This window comes from Streptomyces sp. NPDC028907, from assembly GCF_055564995.1.
This window is the reverse complement of the sequence record NZ_JBVHVE010000012.1, coordinates 149,126-167,981: the sequence shown is the minus strand read 5'-3', so window position 1 is coordinate 167,981 and position 18,856 is coordinate 149,126. Positions and strand designations below refer to the sequence as shown.

Annotated in this window: 14 protein-coding genes and 2 pseudogenes; 13 read left to right on the top strand and 3 right to left on the bottom strand. The window is 72.6% G+C overall.

The window, feature by feature from the left end; genetic code table 11:
- Positions 1-23 precede the first annotated feature (23 nt).
- Positions 24-1,139, top strand: coding sequence for an allantoicase (gene alc, locus ACZ4UU_RS32410; RefSeq protein ID WP_471906943.1), 1,116 nt, complete (start codon positions 24-26; stop codon positions 1,137-1,139).
- Between the two features lie 100 nt (positions 1,140-1,239).
- Here alc and ACZ4UU_RS32405 read toward each other — a convergent pair whose 3' ends face one another.
- On the bottom strand, positions 1,240-2,007 hold the full coding sequence (locus ACZ4UU_RS32405; protein WP_471906942.1) for an SDR family oxidoreductase: 768 nt from the start codon (positions 2,005-2,007) through the stop codon (positions 1,240-1,242).
- A 186-nt stretch (positions 2,008-2,193) separates the two neighbouring features.
- On the opposite strand from ACZ4UU_RS32405, the gene ACZ4UU_RS32400 reads away from it, so the two are divergent.
- Complete coding sequence (locus ACZ4UU_RS32400) at positions 2,194-2,820, top strand: dihydrofolate reductase family protein (protein WP_383446880.1); 627 nt, start codon at positions 2,194-2,196, stop codon at positions 2,818-2,820.
- A gap of 151 nt (positions 2,821-2,971) precedes the next feature.
- Positions 2,972-3,358 (top strand): annotated as a pseudogene (locus tag ACZ4UU_RS32395) (guanyl-specific ribonuclease).
- 68 nt (positions 3,359-3,426) lie between these two features.
- Here the strand turns inward: ACZ4UU_RS32395 and ACZ4UU_RS32390 are convergent.
- Positions 3,427-3,627: a hypothetical protein gene (locus ACZ4UU_RS32390; protein WP_471906941.1), complete on the bottom strand. Its 201-nt coding sequence runs from the start codon at positions 3,625-3,627 to the stop codon at positions 3,427-3,429.
- A 178-nt stretch (positions 3,628-3,805) separates the two neighbouring features.
- On the opposite strand from ACZ4UU_RS32390, the gene ACZ4UU_RS32385 reads away from it, so the two are divergent.
- The 3 genes and pseudogenes from ACZ4UU_RS32385 (at position 3,806) to ACZ4UU_RS32375 (ending at position 7,106) form a co-directional block, all read left to right on the top strand.
- Positions 3,806-5,050, top strand: coding sequence for a sensor histidine kinase (locus ACZ4UU_RS32385; RefSeq protein ID WP_471906940.1), 1,245 nt, complete (start codon positions 3,806-3,808; stop codon positions 5,048-5,050).
- Positions 5,051-5,183: 133 nt separating this feature from the next.
- A complete protein-coding gene (locus ACZ4UU_RS32380; RefSeq protein WP_471906939.1) occupies positions 5,184-5,864 on the top strand; it encodes a response regulator transcription factor in 681 nt (226 codons plus the stop codon).
- 62 nt (positions 5,865-5,926) lie between these two features.
- Positions 5,927-7,106: pseudogene (locus tag ACZ4UU_RS32375) on the top strand (cytochrome P450 family protein).
- Between the two features lie 469 nt (positions 7,107-7,575).
- Here ACZ4UU_RS32375 and ACZ4UU_RS32370 read toward each other — a convergent pair.
- The gene (locus ACZ4UU_RS32370) at positions 7,576-8,598 is read right to left on the bottom strand and encodes a Gfo/Idh/MocA family protein (RefSeq protein ID WP_471906938.1); all 1,023 of its coding nucleotides are present in this window, start codon (positions 8,596-8,598) and stop codon (positions 7,576-7,578) included.
- Between the two features lie 129 nt (positions 8,599-8,727).
- On the opposite strand from ACZ4UU_RS32370, the gene ACZ4UU_RS32365 reads away from it, so the two are divergent.
- From ACZ4UU_RS32365 to pcaDC, 7 genes are all read left to right on the top strand, one after another.
- A complete protein-coding gene (locus ACZ4UU_RS32365; RefSeq protein WP_471907093.1) occupies positions 8,728-9,465 on the top strand; it encodes a GntR family transcriptional regulator in 738 nt (245 codons plus the stop codon).
- 140 nt (positions 9,466-9,605) lie between these two features.
- Positions 9,606-10,757, top strand: a complete 1,152-nt coding sequence (locus ACZ4UU_RS32360; protein WP_234761826.1) for an ROK family glucokinase — start codon at positions 9,606-9,608, stop codon at positions 10,755-10,757.
- A complete protein-coding gene (locus ACZ4UU_RS32355; RefSeq protein ID WP_471906937.1) occupies positions 10,754-11,335 on the top strand; it encodes a sugar kinase in 582 nt (193 codons plus the stop codon). Before ACZ4UU_RS32360 ends, ACZ4UU_RS32355 begins: the two co-directional genes overlap by 4 nt.
- A gap of 110 nt (positions 11,336-11,445) precedes the next feature.
- Positions 11,446-14,268, top strand: a complete 2,823-nt coding sequence (locus tag ACZ4UU_RS32350) for a DEAD/DEAH box helicase (RefSeq protein WP_471906936.1) — start codon at positions 11,446-11,448, stop codon at positions 14,266-14,268.
- A complete protein-coding gene (locus tag ACZ4UU_RS32345; RefSeq protein ID WP_471906935.1) occupies positions 14,265-16,358 on the top strand; it encodes an SWIM zinc finger family protein in 2,094 nt (697 codons plus the stop codon). Before ACZ4UU_RS32350 ends, ACZ4UU_RS32345 begins: the two co-directional genes overlap by 4 nt.
- 377 nt (positions 16,359-16,735) lie before the next feature.
- Positions 16,736-17,416: a hypothetical protein gene (locus ACZ4UU_RS32340; protein WP_471906934.1), complete on the top strand. Its 681-nt coding sequence runs from the start codon at positions 16,736-16,738 to the stop codon at positions 17,414-17,416.
- A 124-nt stretch (positions 17,417-17,540) separates the two neighbouring features.
- Complete coding sequence (gene pcaDC, locus ACZ4UU_RS32335; protein ID WP_471906933.1) at positions 17,541-18,839, top strand: bifunctional 3-oxoadipate enol-lactonase/4-carboxymuconolactone decarboxylase PcaDC; 1,299 nt, start codon at positions 17,541-17,543, stop codon at positions 18,837-18,839.
- The last annotated feature ends 17 nt before the right edge of the window (positions 18,840-18,856 follow it).

Sequence of the window (18,856 nt, the reverse complement as noted above, 5' to 3'; positions counted from 1 at the left end):
TCCAGAAAGGCAGAACCACCACCGTGACGGCGATACCCAGCTTCACCGGCGACGCGAACCCCTACGGAGGCGGCGACCCGTACGCGGACTACCGCACCGCCGACTTCCCCTTCACCCAGTACGCCAACCTCGCCGACCGCAACCTCGGCGCCGGAGTCATCGCCGCCAACGACGAGTTCTTCGCCCAGCGCGAGAACCTGCTGGTGCCCGAGCGGGCCGAGTTCGACCCCGAGCACTTCGGGCACAAGGGCAAGATCATGGACGGCTGGGAGACCCGTCGGCGGCGCGGCGCCTCCGCCGGGCACCCATGGCCGACGGCCGAGGACCACGACTGGGCGCTGGTGCGCCTGGGCGCGCCCGGCGTGATCCGCGGGATCGTCGTCGACACCGCCCACTTCCGCGGCAACTACCCGCAGGCCGTCTCCGTCGAGGGCACGTCCGTGCCGGGCGCGCCGTCGCCGGAGGAACTGCTGGCCGACGACGTGAAGTGGACGACGCTGGTGCCGCGCACGGCGGTGGGCGGACATGCGGCGAATGGTTTCTCCATCGACGTCGAGCAGCGCTTCACCCACCTGCGGGTCAACCAGCACCCCGACGGAGGCATCGCCCGTCTGCGCGTCTACGGCGAGGTGGCACCCGACCCGAAGTGGCTGGAGGTGCTCGGCACGTTCGACGTGGTCGCCCTGGAGAACGGCGGCCAGGTCGAGGACGCCTCCAACCTCTTCTACTCGCCCGCCACCAACACCATCCAGCCGGGCCGCTCCCGCAAGATGGACGACGGCTGGGAGACGCGCCGCCGCCGCGACCAGGGCAACGACTGGATCCGCTACCAGCTGGTGGCCCAGTCCCAGATCCGGGCGATCGAGATCGACACGGCGTATCTGAAGGGCAACAGCGCGGGCTGGGCGTCGGTCTCGGTGAAGGACGGCGAGAACGGCGAGTGGACCGAGATCCTCCCGCGCACCCGCCTCCAGCCCGACACCAACCACCGCTTCGTCCTGGACGCCCCCGCGGTGGGCACGCACGCGCGCGTGGACATCTTCCCGGACGGCGGCATCTCCCGACTGCGGCTGCACGGCTCGCTGACCGAGCAGGGCGTGGCGGGGCTGGCGGCACGCCACCAGGAGCTGGGGGGCTGAGCCAGCCCGATCCGCTGAATCCGTGGGTCCGTCGGAGCGGCGGGCCCGCCGAACCCGTGGGACGCGCCGGCCGGACAGCACCGGCGCGTCCCACGTCGTGTCACGCCGCGTGGCCGCCGTCCACCGCGAACTCCGCGCCCGTGACGTAGTCCGCCCCGGCCAGGTACGCGACCGTCGCCGCCACCTCGTCGGGCTTGCCGAAGCGCCCCAGCGCGGTCATCGCCGCCTGGCCGGCCGCGTACGGCCCGTCCGCCGGGTTCATGTCGGTGTCGACGGGACCCGGGTGGACGATGTTCGCCGTGATGCCGCGCGGTCCCAGCTCGCGCGCCAGGGCCTTCGTCAGACCGATCAGGGCCGACTTGCTGGTCGCGTACAGCGTGCCGCCGGGACCCGGCACCCGCTGGGCCATACAGCTGCCGATCGTGATGATCCGGCCGCCGTCGGCCATGCGGGCGGCCGCCGCCTGGGACGTCAGGAAGACGCCCCGGACGTTCACCGCGAGGACCCGGTCCACATCGGTGAGCGCGAGCCCGTCCAGTGGGCCCAGCACGCCGACGCCGGCGTTGTTCACCAGTACGTCCAGGCCGCCCAGCGCCTCCACGGTGCGCTCCACCGCGCCCGCTGCCTCGTCGGCGTCCGCGCAGTCCGCCCGCAGGGCCACGGCCCGCCGCCCCAGGGCTTCCACGGCCCGTACGACCTCCTCGGCCGCCTCCTTGCCGTTCACGTAGGTCACGGCGACGTCCGCGCCCTCGCGCGCGAGCCGCAGCGCCGTCGCCGCGCCGATGCCGCGGCTGCCGCCGGTGACCAGGGCCACTTTGCCTTCGAGGGGTGCGTACGTGCTTGTCGTGGGTGCGTGAGTAGTCGTCATGCGTCCATCCCAGCGCCGCGCGGTCCGAAGTGCTGGCGGCGAACGGACACCGAGATCCGGGGCGGAACCCGGCGGCGACGCCTAGATCCGGGTGCGGAAGCCGGCCGGGCCGGCAGCGATGAGTTGCGGGTGCCGGACGGGTCTGAGGTGATGACAACAGATCCCACCCGGAAAGAGGCACCCCTCATGGGCAAGCTCGTCTCCACTCTCTTCGTCACGCTCGACGGCGTCTACCAGGCCCCCGGCGGCCCTGAAGAGGACACCCGCGGCGGCTTCGAGCACGGCGGCTGGAGCTTTCCGTACGCCGACGACGACTTCGGCCGGTTCATCAACGACGTCTTCGGCCGCCCGGGCGCCTTCCTGCTCGGACGCCGTACGTACGACATCTTCGCGGCGTACTGGCCCAAGGTGACCGATCCCGCCGACCCGGTCGCCGGCAAGCTGAACGCGTTGCCGAAGTACGTCCCCTCCGCCACCCTCACGGACCCCGGGTGGGCCGGTACCACCGTGCTCGGCGGTGACCTCGCCAAGGAGGTCACCGCGCTCAAGGAGCGCACCGACGGCGAGCTCCAGGTCCACGGCAGCGGCGCCCTCGTCAGGTCGCTGCTCGCCCTCGACCTCGTCGACACCCTCCATCTGCTGACGTTCCCGGTCGTGCTCGGCACGGGCCACCGCCTGTTCACGGAGGGCGCCGTACCCACCGCGTTCAAGCACTCCGGCGGCAGCGTCACGAGCACCGGTGTCGCCATCAACTCCTACGACCTGGCGGGCCGCCCCGAGTACGGCTCGTTCGCGCTCCCGGAAGATGCCTGACCAGCGACTTCGGCGTTCTCACCCGGTCTCGTGGAGATCGCGTGAGGACGCCGGGGCGTACGTTAACTTCCCGAAAACTCATCGGACTTGCCGGGAAATTCTCCCTCGTTGTCATTGACATGCCACTATCTACGCGCGTCATCATGAAGCCATGAGATTCCCCCCACGAATCAGCCGCATCGGCGCCGCGGCCGCCGTCCTGTCCGCCCTCCTCGTCGGCGGCACCGTCACCGCCACGCCGGCGGCCGCCGCGGTCGGCAGCATCTGCTACAGCGACCTGCCCTCCCAGGCGCACGACACGCTCGACCTGATCGAGCAGGGCGGTCCCTTCCCCTACGACCAGGACGGCACGGTCTTCTAGAACCGGGAAGGCATCCTGCCGAGCCAGTCGTCCGGGTACTACCACGAGTACACGGTCATCACGCCTGGTTCCGACACGCGCGGAGCTCGCCGGATCGTCACCGGTGAGCGGAACCAGGAGGACTACTACACCGCCGACCACTACGAGTCCTTCGACCTGGTCAACTACAGCTGCTGACCCCGTAGGTCCGCACGTCACGGTCGGCACCGAGGAACGGTGCGGCCGGCCGGAGGTCCGGTCCGCGTTCAGCCGGACTTCCGGCTCCCGGCGGCAGCGAACAGTGCGACGGCCAGCACCAGCAGGACGACGCTCGCGTAGATCCCGTAGCCGTCGAGGAAACCGATCCGCTGGACGAGACCCCAGTCCCAGTCGGTGAACTCGTGCAGCAGGCCCGCGACGCCCTGGAGCAGGGCGATGACTCCGAGGAACTCCAGCAACTGCTTCATGCCACGACTCTCGCCCCGCGGACCCCCCACACCAATCGGCCGCGGGGCGAGCCATGGTGGACGGAAGTCCACGTTCCGCTTGCCTCGCCACGACCAAGGTCGCCGATGCAGCAACTTTCGTCGACGAACACGCCCGCAAAGGCGCGCCAGGGCCCCGTACTGCGTAGATTTGTCGATCGTGAGTGGTGACGAGCCGGAACCCGTACCGCAGGCGTTCGCGGGGCGGCGCTGGCTTCTGCCCTCGGCCCTGATCAAGGAGTTCGACTCCGATGTCGCGCGCTCGGGGCGACCGAGGCGCACGGCACGCGACTGGGTGGTCGACTTCTCCGCTTTCCTGCTGGCCGTGTTCGTCGGGCTGCTCGCCGCGGACACGATACGGAAAGAGGACCTCCCGGCCGGTTACGCGGCCGTCGACCAACTCGTCGGCGCGCTCTCCTGTGCCGCGGTGTGGCTGCGGCGCCGCTGGCCGGTCGGGCTCGCCGCCGCGATGGTGCCGGTCTCTCTGGTGTCGAGCGCGGCAGGCGGCGCCGCCCTGGTCGCCCTGTTCACGCTCGCCGTGCACCGGCCCTTCCGGTACGTGGCCTGGGTGGCGGGGGCGTACGTGGCCGTCAACGCGGTGTTCTACTGGTTTCGTCCCGACCCCGACCTGTCGTACGGCTGGACCCTCGCCCTGGCTGCGCTGCTGACCCTCGCGGTCGTCGGCTGGGGCATGCTCGCCCGGTCCAAACGGCAGCTCATGCTCAGCCTGCGGGACCGTGCCCGGCGTGCCGAGACGGAGGCGCGGCTGCGGGCCGAGCAGGCTCAGCGGCTCGCCCGCGAGGCCATCGCCCGGGAGATGCACGACGTCCTCGCCCACCGGCTGACGCTGCTCAGCGTGCACGCCGGGGCGCTGGAGTTCCGGCCCGACGCCCCCCGCGAGGAGATCGTGCGGGCGGCGGGCGTCATCCGGGAGAGTGCCCACGAGGCCCTCCAGGACCTGCGGGAGATCATCGGCGTGCTGCGGGCGCGTGAGCCCGACGACTCCGGCCGCCCCCAGCCGACCCTCGCGGCGCTGGAGACGCTGGTGACCGAGTCCCGCGAGGCCGGCATGAAGGTCACCCTCGACCAGCGCGTCACCGACCCCGCCGCCGTCCCCGCCTCCGTCGGCCGCACCGCCTACCGCATCGCCCAGGAGGGGTTGACCAACGCCCGCAAGCACGCCCCCGGTACGGAGGTCACGGTCACGGTGACCGGCGCGCCGGGCGAGGGCCTGTCCGTGGCGGTGCGCAATCCCGTGCCCGAGGGCGAGGTCCCCCACGTTCCGGGCTCCGGACAGGGGCTGATCGGGCTGACGGAACGGGCGACGCTGACGGGCGGGCGACTGGAGCACGGGCCGCGGGCGGACGGGGGGTTCGAGGTGCGGGCGTGGTTGCCGTGGGGGTGACGCTCATCGGTTCGGGGTCGGGGAGCTCAACGGGCGCCCCGGCGCACGCTGTTGCCGTTGACGCCACTTTGCGCATGCGAACTCCACGGCGTCCGGTCCCGTCGCCCCGTACAACCGTGATTACGTGAGCCACATGACTGCGATCAGACTCCTCCTCGTCGACGACGACCCGTTGGTCAGGGCCGGGTTGTCCTTCATGCTGGGCGGCGCCGACGACATCGAGATCGTCGGTGAGGCGGCCGACGGCGGCGAGGTCGAGACGCTGGTCGACCGCACCCGGCCCGACGTGGTCCTGATGGACATCCGGATGCCGTCGGTCGACGGACTGACCGCCACGGAGCGGCTGCGCGGCAGGAAGGACGCCCCGCAGGTCGTGCTGCTGACCACCTTCCACGCCGACGAACTGGTGCTGCGCGCCCTGCGGGCAGGCGCCGCCGGGTTCGTGCTCAAGGACACCCCGCCCGCCGAGATCGTCGACGCGGTGCGCCGCGTCGCGGCCGGGGACCCGGTCCTGTCGCCCACCGTGACCCGCCAGTTGATGGACCACGCGGCCGGCACCGCCGCCGACACCCGCCGGGCACGCGCGCGTGAGCGGCTCGCCGCCCTCAACGACCGCGAGCGCGAGGTCGCCGTCGCGGTGGGCCGGGGCCTGGCCAACGCCGCGATCGCAGCGGAGCTCTTCATGAGCGTCGCCACCGTCAAGACCCATGTTTCCCGCGTCCTGGCCAAGCTCGACCTCAACAACCGTGTGCAGATCGCCCTGTTGGCGTACGACGCGGGACTTCTGGAGGAACTGGAGGAGGACGGGCACTAGCCGGCGCTCCCACGCGTTGTCGAGGTGATGGGAGGGGGAGTGTGGCGGGAGGGGGGAGCGGCATGGCGGAAGTGATCGACCTGGGGGAGTTCGGAGAGGGGTTCCGTACCGACCCGCATCCCGTGTACGCGCGTCTGCGTGAGCGTGGTCCGGTGCACCGGGTGCGGCTGCCGGTGCCGGACGAACACCATGAGACGTGGCTCGTCGTGGGGTACGAGGAGGCGCGCGCGGCGCTTGCCGACCCGCGGCTGGCCAAGGACGGCGGCAAGATCGGGGTGACCTTCCTCGACGAGCAGTTGATCGGGAAGTATCTGCTGGTCGCCGACCCAGCACACCCGGCTGCGCGGCCTCATCACCCGCGCGTTCACGATGCGGCGCGTCGAGGAACTCCGGCCGAGGATCCAGCAGATCACCGACGGACTGCTGGACGCGATGCTGCCGCACGGCCGGGCCGACCTCGTCGACTCGTTCGCCTACCCGCTGCCGATCACCGTGATCTGTGAACTGCTGGGCGTGCCCGAGATGGACCGCACGGAGTTCCGCAAGCTGTCCACGGAGGCCGTCGCGCCGACGAGCGCCGAGAGCGAACGCGACGCGTTCGTGCGCCTCGCCGAGTACCTCACCGAACTCATCGAGGACAAGCGTTGCGCCGGCCCGAGCGCCGATCTGCTCAGCGACCTCATCCGCACCACCGCCGAGGACGGCGACCGGCTCTCGCCGCAGGAACTGCGGGGCATGGCCTTCATCCTGCTCATCGCGGGCCATGAGACCACGGTCAACCTCATCACCAACGCCGTCCACGCCCTGCTCACGCACCCGGACCAACTGGCCGACCTGCGCGTCGACATGACCCTCCTCGACGGCGCGGTCGAAGAGGCGCTGCGGTACGAGGGCCCGGTGGAGAACGCGACGTTCCGGTTCGCCGCCGAACCCCTGGAGATCGCCGGAGTGCCGATCGCGCAGGGTGAAGCGGTGATGGTCGGCCTCACCGCCTCCGACCGTGACGCGGCCCGCTTCCCGGCCCCGGACCGCTTCGACATCCGCCGCGACACCCGCGGCCATCTCGCCTTCGGCCACGGCATCCACTACTGCCTGGGCGCACCCCTGGCCCGACTGGAGGCCCGCACGGCGATCCGCTCCCTGCTGGAACGCGCCCCGCGCCTGGCCCTGGACGGCACGCCGGGCGACTGGCTGCCGGGCCCGCTGATGCGTGGGGTGCGGAGTCTGCCGGTGCGCTGGTAGCGGGCGGCCGCAGAGACTGGTCCGGGCGCGACGAGGGGTGGCGGGCGGGGCGTAGGGATGGGTCGCCGGACCGTCGGCTTTCGGGAGCGCGAGGCTTCATGGAGCCTGCGGTCTTCGGGGAGGCTGAGGTGCCGCCGCGAGCCGTCCCGGCCGGCCGTGGCCACCTTCACGGAGCCTGCGGCCTTCAGCGAGCGCCAGGCCTTCGGCGAGCCGTTGGCCTTCACAGCGACGCGGCCGAAGCGCTGCCCGCAAGTTCCGCGAGTGCGACCGGTCTTCGGTCTCGCCGCGACAGCTCGCAGGTCTCCGCGACCCGCCCCGGTGCGCTGGTAGCGGGCGGCCGTGCGGCTGGTCCAGCCCTCGCAAGGAGCGGTGGTCGGGTCGTACGGGTGCGTCGCCGGGCAAGGCCTTCACCCAGCCTGCAACCTCAACGCAGCCCGCAGCCGACGGCCTTCGCAGAGCCCGTGGCCTTTTACAGCGCCGCGGCCGAAGCGCTGCCCGCAAGTTCCGCGAGTGCGACCGGTCTTCGCTCTCGCCGCGACAGCTCGCACGCCTCCGCGACCCGCAGGGCTTGGAGAGCCTCCCGCCCGTCGCAGGGGTTGGCCCGCTCGCCGCGCACGACCTCCACGAAGGCGTTCAGCTCCGCCTCGTACGCCGGCCCGAACCGCTCCAGGAACCCCGACCACGGCTTGTCCGCCGCGGGCGGCCCGGTCGGTTCGGTGGACGCGATCGGAGTACGGTCGTCCAGGCCCACCACGATCTGGTCCGACTCCCCGGCCAGCTCCATGCGCACGTCGTACCCGGCGCCGTTCAGCCGCGTCGCCGTGGCCGTGGCGAGCGTGCCGTCGTCCAGCGTGAGCACCGCGGCCGCCGTGTCGACATCGCCCGCCTCACGGAACATCGCGGGCCCGGCGTCCGACCCGGCCGCGTACACGTCGGCGATCTCGCGCCCGGTCACCCAGCGCAGCACGTCGAAGTCGTGGATCAGCGTGTCCCGGTACAGCCCACCGGACAGCGGCAGCCACGCGGCCGACGGCGGCGACTGGTCGCTGGTCAGCGCCCGCACGGTGTGCAGCCGCCCGAGGCGCCCGGACCGTACGGCCTCGCGCGCGCCGACGTACCCTGCGTCGAAGCGGCGCTGGAAGCCCATCTGGAGGATCGTGCCGGCCGTCTCCACCTCCCCGATCGCATGCAACGTGCCCGGCAGATCGAGCGCGATCGGCTTCTCGCAGAAGACGGGAAGCCCCGACCTTGCTGCCCGACCGATCAGTTCGGCGTGGGCCGACGTCGCCGTCGTGATCACCACCGCGTCCACGCCCCACCGGAAGATCTCGTCCACCCCCGGCGCGGCTGTCTCCCCCAGCCGGTGTGCCAGCTCCTGGGCCCGCGAGACGTCCGCGTCCGTGAGGATCAGCGAACCCACGTCGCGGTGCCGGCTGAGCGTGTTGGCGTGAATCCTGCCGATGCGGCCCGTGCCGATGACCCCGATGCGCATGGAAACAAAGTGCGGGTTCAGTGCGCACCCTGTCAATGCAAATGTCCGGACAATCGAACTACACGACTTCCCGTCAACAACGCGTAGAGCTACAGTCAGGCCGTGCCGAAACCAGAAGTGGACCCGACCGTGGAACTCGAGCTCAGTGTGGACCGGAGCAGTCCGGTGCCGTTGTACTTCCAGCTGTCCCAGCAGCTCGAGGCCGCGATCGAGCACGGAGCGCTCACCCCCGGCAGCCTGCTGGGCAACGAGATCGAACTCGCCGCACGCCTCGGCCTGTCCCGGCCGACCGTCCGCCAGGCCATCCAGTCACTGGTCGACAAGGGCCTGCTGGTGCGCCGTCGAGGTGTGGGTACGCAGGTCGTGCACAGCCAGGTCAAGCGTCCACTGGAGCTCAGCAGCCTCTACGACGACCTGGAGTCGGCCGGTCAGCGCCCGGCCACCAAGGTGATCGTCAACACCGTCGTCCCGGCGTCCGCCGAGGTCGCGGCCGCGCTCGGGGTCGCCGAGGACAGCGACGTCCACCGGATCGAGCGGCTGCGCCTCGCGCACGGTGAGCCGATGGCGTACCTGTGCAACTTCCTGCCGCCCGCCCTGATCGACCTGGACACCGCGCAGCTGGAGGCCACCGGCCTGTACCGGCTGATGCGCGCCGCCGGGATCACCCTGCACAGCGCCCGGCAGACCATCGGCGCGCGCGCCGCCACCGCCGCCGAAGCCGAACGGCTCGCCGAGGAGGAGGGCGCTCCGCTCCTCACCATGCAGCGCGTGACCTTCGACGACACCGGCCGAGCGGTCGAGTACGGCACCCACACCTATCGCCCGACCCGGTACTCCTTCGAGTTCCAGCTGCTCGTACGGCCATGAGTGTCGCTGCCGCACGGGCCTGAGCGAGAGAGGGCCGTAAGACGCGCCGGTCGTAATGTCCGGACAACATGCTGTGACTCGCGCCGCCCTTTGCCGCCCCGTTCGGCACCCAGTGTGAGCGTGCGGCAGAATCGGGCCTGATGAGCACCTACCGCGACTTCACCGCCCCCATCGGCTCCCGGCGAGCCCCCGTGCTCCGCACCGTGGGACCCCGGGAGCGCCGCTCACACCTGACCGCCCCCCGGGTGCCGACCGTCGGGATCGACATCGGCGGCACGAAGGTCATGGCGGGCGTCGTAGACGCCGACGGCAACATCCTGGAGAGGCTCCGCACGGAGACCCCGGACAAGTCCAAGAGCCCGAAGGTCGTCGAGGACACGATCGTCGAGCTGGTCCTGGACCTGTCCGACCGGCACGACGTGCACGCCGTCGGCATCGGCGCGGCCGGCTGGGTCGACGCCGACCGCAACCGCGTCCTGTTCGCGCCCCACCTGTCCTGGCGCAACGAGCCCCTCAGGGACCGCCTCGCCGGACGGCTCGCCGTGCCCGTCCTGGTCGACAACGACGCCAACTCCGCCGCCTGGGCCGAGTGGCGCTTCGGCGCCGGGCGCGGCGAGGACCACCTCGTCATGATCACGCTGGGCACCGGCATCGGCGGCGCGATCCTGGAGGACGGGCAGGTCAAGCGCGGCAAGTACGGCGTGGCCGGTGAGTTCGGCCATATGCAGGTCGTGCCCGGCGGCCACCGCTGCCCGTGCGGCAACCGCGGCTGCTGGGAGCAGTACAGCTCCGGCAACGCGCTGGTCAGGGAGGCACGCGAGCTGGCCGCCGCCGACTCGCCGGTGGCCTACGGGATCATCGAGCACGTCAAGGGCAACATCGGCGACATCACCGGCCCGATGATCACCGAGCTGGCCCGCGAGGGCGACGCCATGTGCATCGAACTGCTCCAGGACATCGGCCAGTGGCTCGGCGTCGGCATCGCCAACCTCGCGGCCGCCCTGGACCCGTCCTGCTTTGTGATCGGCGGCGGTGTGTCGGCCGCCGACGACCTGCTGATCGGCCCCGCGCGGGACGCCTTCAAGCGTCACCTCACCGGCCGCGGCTACCGCCCGGAGGCCCGCATCACCCGCGCCCAGCTCGGCCCCGAGGCCGGCATGGTCGGCGCCGCCGACCTGGCCCGCCTGGTCGCGCGCCGCTTCCGCCGCGCCAACCGCCGCAGGGTCGAACGCTACGAGCGCTACGCGCGGTTCGCCGAGGCCCGCCGGTCGTCGTCGCAGGGGTCGGCGTGACCGTGTCCGTCCCCCGCCAGGCCGACTCCCCGGACGAGCCGCGGCAGCCGCCCGAGGACCGCCGCCACATGATCCGCCGCCGGGCCCTCACCCTGCTCATCATCGTGCTGCTCATCGGCGTCCCCGCCGGCTACCTGGTGATCTCCGCCAACCAGAGCCGCGACAGCGGCAAGGACAAGGAGGAGAAGTACTCGGCGACCGGGCTCGTTCCGCACTGGCCGTCGAGGATCCAGCGCCGCCTCTACCAGATCCCGGTGCCGGACTATTCGTACAACCTCGCGTACTACGAGACGAACAACTGGAAGACCAGCCGTCTCTACGTCCAGTTCCAGACGGCCGACAAGAACCTGGACTGGTTCTTCGACACCATGGGCGTCAGCCGGGACGAACTGAAGCGGGACGCCATCACCATCAGCGCCCGCGACCAGAAGATCACCGGCTGGGACTTCAGCGGCCCCGGCCCGTGGTACGGCTTCACCCACAAGCAGAAGAACCCCGCGCCCACCCAGGACGTCGTGATGAACATGTCCGACCCGGACAATCCGTTCGTGTACGTCGTCTCGCGCACGGTCCCCTGACCACCCCGTGAGGTCTCCGGCCCGAGCCGGTCGCCGGGGCCGATTGTCAGACCCCGCCCGTAGAGTCGAAGACGGTTGATCCGACTCATGGGCGGGAGGTGACAGGACATATGAGCAACGGCATCGCGACGGCCGAGAGCGCGGGGGAGGCCGCCCCCGTGCGGCTCGCCGCCGTCTTCCTGCCCGCGTCCCTCCCGCGCGAGGGACGGATCGCCTTCTGGGACCCGGAGGGCGGCCCACTGCCCGCCGAGGACATCGAGCTCACCGTCGTGCGACGCCACGGGGCCACAGTCCGCCGCCGGACCACCCCCGCGCTGTCGTTGCCGCTCGCCGAGGCCCTGCCGCTGCTCGTGCGGGCCCGGCGCGATCCGGCCGCGCACCCCGCCACCGCCTGCTGGGGCGCGGCCGCACTGCACGCGCTGCGGCTCACCGCGCGGGGCCGGCTGCTGCCCGGCCTGACGCCCGGCGGCCACGACGCCTGGCGGGCCGGCCCGCTCGACCCGGACGACATCGCCCACCTGCGAGCGGTCGCCGCCGCCCTGCCGCACGAAGGCCATGCGGTCCCCCTGCCCGGCCCCGGGCCGCTGCGACTGCCCGAGCCCGAGGCGCTGATGCGGTCCTTCCTGGACGCGGTCGCGGACACCCTGCCCCGGACCCCCGCCGCACCGCACGCCTCGGGAAAGCCCTTCGCCGCACGCGAGGCCCAACGGCTGCCCGACGCCCACGACTGGGCGGCCGAGGTCGCCGCCGGCATGGACGCGGGTGTACGGATCTCACTCCGCCTCGACCTGTCGGCCTACGACCTCTTCGACGACACCGGTGCCGGCGCGCGCAGCGCCGGCGCCGCGATCGTCCAGGTGCACAGCCTCGCCGACCCCACCCTGGTGGCCGACGCGGCCGCCCTCTGGTCGGGCGGGGCCGACGCGGCCTTCGGGCCACGCGCGCGGGTGGACGCGGCGCTCGCAGTGCGGCGCGCGGCCCGGGTGTGGGCGCCGCTGGACCGGCTGTCCGAGCAGGACGTGCCCGACGTACTGGCGCTGTCCGACGAGGAGTTGGGCGACCTGCTTGGCGTGGCCACGACGCGGCTCGCGGCGGCCGGGGTGGCGGTGCACTGGCCCCGGGACCTGGCGCATGACCTCAGCGCGGCCGCGGTCGTACGACCCGCGCCGGGCTCGGCGACCGAGGGCACCGGCTTCTTCGAGAGCGAGGAACTGCTCCAGTTCCGCTGGCAGTTGGCGATCGGCGGCGACCCGCTCACCGAGTCCGAGATGGACGCGCTCGCCGAGGCGCACCGCCCGGTCGTCCGGCTGCGGGACAGCTGGGTGCTGGTCGACCCCGCCCTGGTCCGCAAGGCCCGCAAGCGCGAACTGGGCCTGCTCGACCCGGTCGACGCGCTGTCCGTCGCCCTCACCGGCAGCGCGGAGGTCGACGGCGAGACGGTCGAGGCGGTGCCGGTGGGCGCGCTGGCCGCGCTGCGTGACCGACTGACGGTGGGAGTGCGCCCCGCCGATCCACCGCCGGGACTGAAGGCGACGCTGCGCGACTACCAACTCCGGGGCCTGGCCTGGCTGGACCTCATGACGTCCCTGGGTCTTGGCGGCTGCCTCGCCGACGACATGGGCCTCGGCAAGACGATCACGGTCATCGCCCTGCACCTGAAGCGCGCCAGGACGGCTCCGACCCTGGTGGTCTGCCCGGCCTCGCTCCTCGGCAACTGGCAGCGGGAGATCACCCGTTTCGCGCCCGGCGTCCCCGTCCGCCGCTTCCACGGCCCGGACCGCACCCTGGAGGACATGGACGGCGGCTTCGTCCTGACGACGTACGGCACGATGCGCTCGGCGGCCCCGACGCTGGCCCAGCACACCTGGGACATGGTCGTCGCCGACGAGGCACAGCACGTGAAGAACCCGTACTCGGCCACGGCGAAGGCCCTGCGTACCATTCCGACGCCCGCGCGCGTGGCGCTGACCGGCACACCGGTCGAGAACAACCTCTCCGAGCTCTGGGCCCTGCTCGACTGGACGACACCGGGACTGCTCGGCCCGCTCAAGTCCTTCCGCGCCCGGCACGCACGCGCGGTGGAGAACGGCGAGGACGAGGAGGCGGTGGACCGGCTGGCCCGCCTGGTCCGCCCCTTCCTGCTGCGCCGCAAGAAATCCGACCCCGGCATCGTCCCCGAGCTGCCGCCCAAGACGGAGACGGACCACCCGGTCCCGCTCTCCCGTGAACAGGCCGCGCTCTACGAGGCGGTGGTGCGCGAGTCGATGTACGCCATCGAGACCGCGGAGGGCATGGCGCGCCGCGGCCTGGTGCTGAAGCTCCTCACCTCCCTGAAGCAGATCTGCGACCACCCCGCGCTGTACCTGAAGGAGGAGACCGCCGGGACGACCGAGCGACTGGCGGCCCGCTCCGGCAAGCTGACGCTGCTCGACGAACTGCTGGACACCTTGCTGGCGGAGGACGGCTCGGCGTTGGTCTTCACGCAGTACGTGGGGATGGCCCGGCTGATCACGGCCCACCTCGCGGGGCGGGCGGTCCCGGTGGACCTGCTCCACGGCGGCACGCCCGTCCCGGAACGCGAACGCATGGTGGACCGCTTCCAGAGCGGCGCGACCCCGGTCCTGGTCCTCTCCCTGAAGGCGGCCGGCACCGGTCTGAACCTGACCCGCGCGGGCCATGTCGTCCACTTCGACCGCTGGTGGAACCCAGCCGTCGAGGAACAGGCCACCGACCGCGCCTACCGCATCGGCCAGACCCAGCCCGTCCAGGTCCACCGCCTCATCACCGAGGGCACCGTCGAGGACCGCATCGCGGAAATGCTGGAATCCAAACGGGCCCTGGCCGACGCGATCCTGGGCTCCGGCGAATCGGCCCTCACGGAACTGACGAACCGTGAGCTGTCCGACCTCGTGTCGCTTCGGAGGGAGTCATGACGGGGGTCGAGGGGCGGGGAAGCGACGGCGAGCCGAACGGGGCGCAGGAACTGTCGGCACGGGGCGAGTCGGGTGGGGCGCAGGAGCCGGTGCCGCAGCCGGCCGACCTGGCGCGCCGGGCGTTGCGGGCCGCGCGGGAACAGCGCGAGGCGGAGCAGGGGGCATCTGCCGACGAGGAATCGGCAGTCGACGAGCAGGGCCGCCCCGGCGTCCGGCCGGGTGACGCGGCTCGTGCGGCGTTGCGGCGTGCCGTCAGTGCCCGGCGGGGTGGCGAAAGGGGTGGGAGTGAGGCCGATGACTCGGTCCTGAGGCGGGCGGTGTCGGGCGGTATCGCCCCCGCGGACGCCATCGCTGCCGACCAGGACATGTCCGACGCCTCCGCCACAGACCAGGACCCGTCGGGCGCGTCCGATGAACACCAGGACGCGTTCGGCGCCCCCGCCGACGATCAGGACGAGTCGGCCGGAGACCGAGGCGAGGCGCAGCCGGCGGCGGCCCCATCCTCCACACGTCCCGCGGATGCCGCCCGAGAGGCGCTGCGCGCTGCCCTGGGGGAGAAGCGGCAGGCCGAGGCGGAACAAGCAGCCGCCCGGGGAGGCGGGGGCGCACGACGGTCGCGGCGGGCGGCACGGCCTGGTTCCGCGACCGGCGGTGGCTCCGACGGTCCGCGGGCCCGGGACGTACGGTCGTTGCTCGCCGGGGCCTTCCGGATGCCGACCTCGGACTCGCCCCAGGGGGACGACCCGGTCCCGTTCTCCACACCCTCCGCACCCGGCACCTCGCCAGGACCCGCCGCCCCCGCCGCACCCCAGGTCCCCCGCTCCATGGCCGCCCCCGGCCGCGACAGCGAACTCCGCCGTACCTTCCCCGCCTTCCCGCCCCGCCCCGCGGCCGAAGACCGGTTCGCCGAGACCTGGTGGGGCAACGCCTGGGTGGCCGCCCTGGAGCAGGGCGCGCTCGATGCCAAGCGGCTGGCGCGGGGGCGGGGTTACGCGCAGGAAGGGCACGTCGACGCGATCACCGTGACGCCGGGGCTGGCGCTGGCGTACGTACGGGGCAGCAGGCCGCGGCCGTATCGCGTGCAGGTGCGGCTGCGGACGCTGGGCGACGCCGACTGGGCGCGGTTCCTGGACGCCGTGGCCGATCGACCGGGGCACATCGCCGCGCTGCTGGACAAGGAGATGCCGCAGTCCCTCGCCGAGTGCGGGGTGCCGCTGCTGCCGGGCCCCGGCGACCTCGAACCCCACTGCAGCTGCCCCGACCGTGGTCACCCCTGCAAGCACGCCGCCGCCCTCTGCTATCAGACGGCACGCCTGCTGGACGCCGACCCCTTCGTGCTGCTCCTGCTGCGCGGCCGCGGCGAACGCGGGCTGCTCGACGCGCTGTCCCGGCTGAGCGCCGCCCGCGCGGCCCGCGCCGCGCAGGAACAGGGGCCGGCGCCCCTGGCCGGCGTAAGGGCCACCGAAGCCCTGGCGCCAGGACGTCAACTGCCCGCCCTGCCCCCCCCGTTGCCGCTGCCCCCGCACCCCGAGCAGCCGCCCGTATACCCGGCGGCCCCGGGCGGCCCGGACCCCTTCGCGCTGGACCAACTGGCGACCGACGCCGCCGCACGCGCGCACGCGCTGCTCGGCACCGGCCGTGACCCGGTGGCCGAACTGACCCTGTGGCAGGACGCGGTCCGGCTCGCCGCCGCCCGCCCCGGTTCCGGCCTCACCGCCGGCACCCGCGCTCTGTACTCCTCCCTCTCCGCCGCCGCCGACCGCACCCCGGCCGAACTGGCCCGGGCGGTCGCCGCCTGGCGGCAGGGCGGTCTCGAAGGGCTCGCCGTTCTCGAGGAGCCCTGGGACCCGCCGGCCGGCCGCTTCGACCGGGCCCGCCCGCTCCTGCTCGCCGCGGACCTGCCCGCCTTCCGCCCGTGGCGCAACCGGCTCACCCACCCCCGCGGCCATGTCCAACTCCGCCTCGGCCGCGACGGTTTGTGGTACCCGTACGAATCGGAACCGGGCCACGACGACTGGTGGCCCCGCGGCACGCCCGACCTCGACCCGGTCGGCGCCCTCACCGGTCTCGGGGCCGCGCCGGAGGGCTGAGGGCGGCAGCCACTCGTCCCCCAGGAGCAACTACACTGCCGCGATGTCGCCGCGCGACACGGCAACCGGCGCTGAACGAAACGGGGAGAGACATGGCTACGGGGGGATGGGGGCCGGGACACGGCCCTGGCCAGCCTGCCGGCAACGGCCCGGGAAGCCAGGGCTGGGGCGCACCGTACGGACCGCCGCCACCGAATCCGGGCCCGTACCCGAACCAGCCTCCATACCCCACCCCGCCCCCGAACCCGTATCCCTATGGCCCGCAGCCCACGCCGCGCCCCGCCGCCCGGCGCCGCGGCTGCCTTTCGTTCGGCTCTCGATTCGGGCTCGTCGGCGCGATACTGCGCTCCGCGCACCGAGTTGCCACCAGGCTCTTCGTGCAGGAGGGCGACGGCCGGATCGAGGACCGCACCGTGGACCGCGTCCAGACGGCCCGTACGGTGCTCGGTGCCGCCGCCACCATCGCCCTGATCCTCGCCTACAACGTGGACCCGAACCGCTGGAAGGAAGCGGCGGCGGGCGGCGCCGCCCAACTCATCCTCGCCCCGTTCGTGCTGATGCTCGCCGCGCCTTTGGTCGTCATCGGATTCATCTACTACGCGCCCCCGCACCTTCGGCCGCATCTGCGCTCCCGGCTGCGAATTCCGCTCAAGGCGGTCGGCTGGTACGTGCTGACGCTGGTCGTCATCGGCGGAGTTCTCGTCCCGACGGCCCTGACCGTCAACGCCGACGACGGGAAGAGCTGGTGGGAGTACGTACTGGCCGTCGCCTCGCTGATCGTGATCGTGTGGGGTTTTCCCTTCTTCTTCATGGCGTCGCTGTACTCGGCCCGCAGTGCCTTCAACAGCGCCCAGGTCCACCCGATGCTGCCGCCCGTCCTCACCATGACGCTGGTGTGGGTGTTCGCGGCCTTCAGTCTGATCGGCGAAGGCATGCCGGCGGGGCCGCCCAGCGTCCAGCTCTGCTCGACGCTGGGCGGACCGCTGTCGGTGACCGCCGTCTCGCTGTGGGAACTGCGTCGGATGAAGACCCGGTTCGGGGTCACCCTCCGGGCCTGAGCCGTATCCGGCCGGTCCCTCCGGTGAAGGTGGTGTGAGGATTCACCGGAGGTCCGCGGGAGTCAGGTGTAAGGAGGCGGGACCTGTCGTCCGGAAGGCAGGAAAGGGCGGTTAGCGTGGAGCGGTGAGTGAGACGAAGACCCCCGCCCTCCAGTACCGCTTCGACGGCCCCGAAGATGCCCCCGTCCTCATCCTCGGCCCCTCCCTCGGCACGACGTGGCACATGTGGGATCGGCAGGTCCCGGAGCTGACCCAGCAGTGGCGCGTCTTCCGGTTCGACCTGCCGGGCCACGGCGGTGCGCCCGCGTACCCCGCGGGCTCCGCCGCCGAGCTCGCCGAACGACTGCTCGCCACCCTCGAAGGACTGGGCGTGCAGCGCTTCGGCTACGCGGGCTGCGCGCTCGGTGGCGCACTGGGCATCGAACTCGCCCTGCGTCACCCGGAGCGCATCGCCTCGCTCGCCCTGATCGCCGCCTCGCCGCGCTTCGGCACGGCCGACGAGTTCCGGCAGCGGGGTGTCATCGTGCGCACGAACGGCCTCGACCCCATCGCCCGCACCTCGCCCGACCGCTGGTTCACCACCGGCTTCGCCGCCGCCCAGCCCGCGATCACCGAGTGGGCCGTGCAGATGGTGCGCACCACCGACCCCGGCTGCTACATCGCCGCCTGCGAGGCGCTCGCCTCCTTCGACGTCCGGTCCCAGCTCGCCGGCGTCGCGGTGCCCACCCTCGTCCTCGTCGGCTCGGACGACCAGGTCACCGGCCCCGCCGAGGCCCGCACCCTGGTCGCCGGCATACCGGACGCGCGCCTCGCCGTGGTCCCCGGCGCCTCCCACCTCGTTCCGGTCGAGCAGCCCGCCGCCGTCACCGATCTGCTGGTCCGGCACTTCACCACCGCCTGGCAGCCCGCCTACGACTCCACCACCGGCCAGATGGCCATCGTCGCCGCCCCCGCCAAGCCGGTCCTGGCCGCCGCGCCGCCGCAGCCCGCGCCCATCGCCGAGATCGCACCGGCCGTCGTCCAGCCGCCGGCGACGGGACGGCCGGACCCGTACGACGCCGGGATCAAGGTCCGTCGCGAGGTGCTCGGCGACGCGCACGTCGACCGGGCGCTGGCGCAGGCGGACGAGTTCTCGGGGGACTTCCAGGAGTTCCTCACCCGGTACGCCTGGGGCGAGATCTGGGACAGACCCGGCCTCGGCCGGCGCTCCCGCAGCTGCGTCACCCTCGCCACCCTCGTCGCGGGCGGCCACATGGACGAGCTCGCCTTCCACACCCGCGCCGCCCTGCGCAACGGCCTCACCCCGGACGAGATCAAGGAAGTGCTGCTCCAGGCCGCCGTCTACTGCGGCGTGCCGGCGGCGAACAGCGCGTTCAAGGTCGCCCAGCAGGTCATAAGGGAAGAGACCACTCCCACGGAGTGACCACGCCCGGAGCGTGA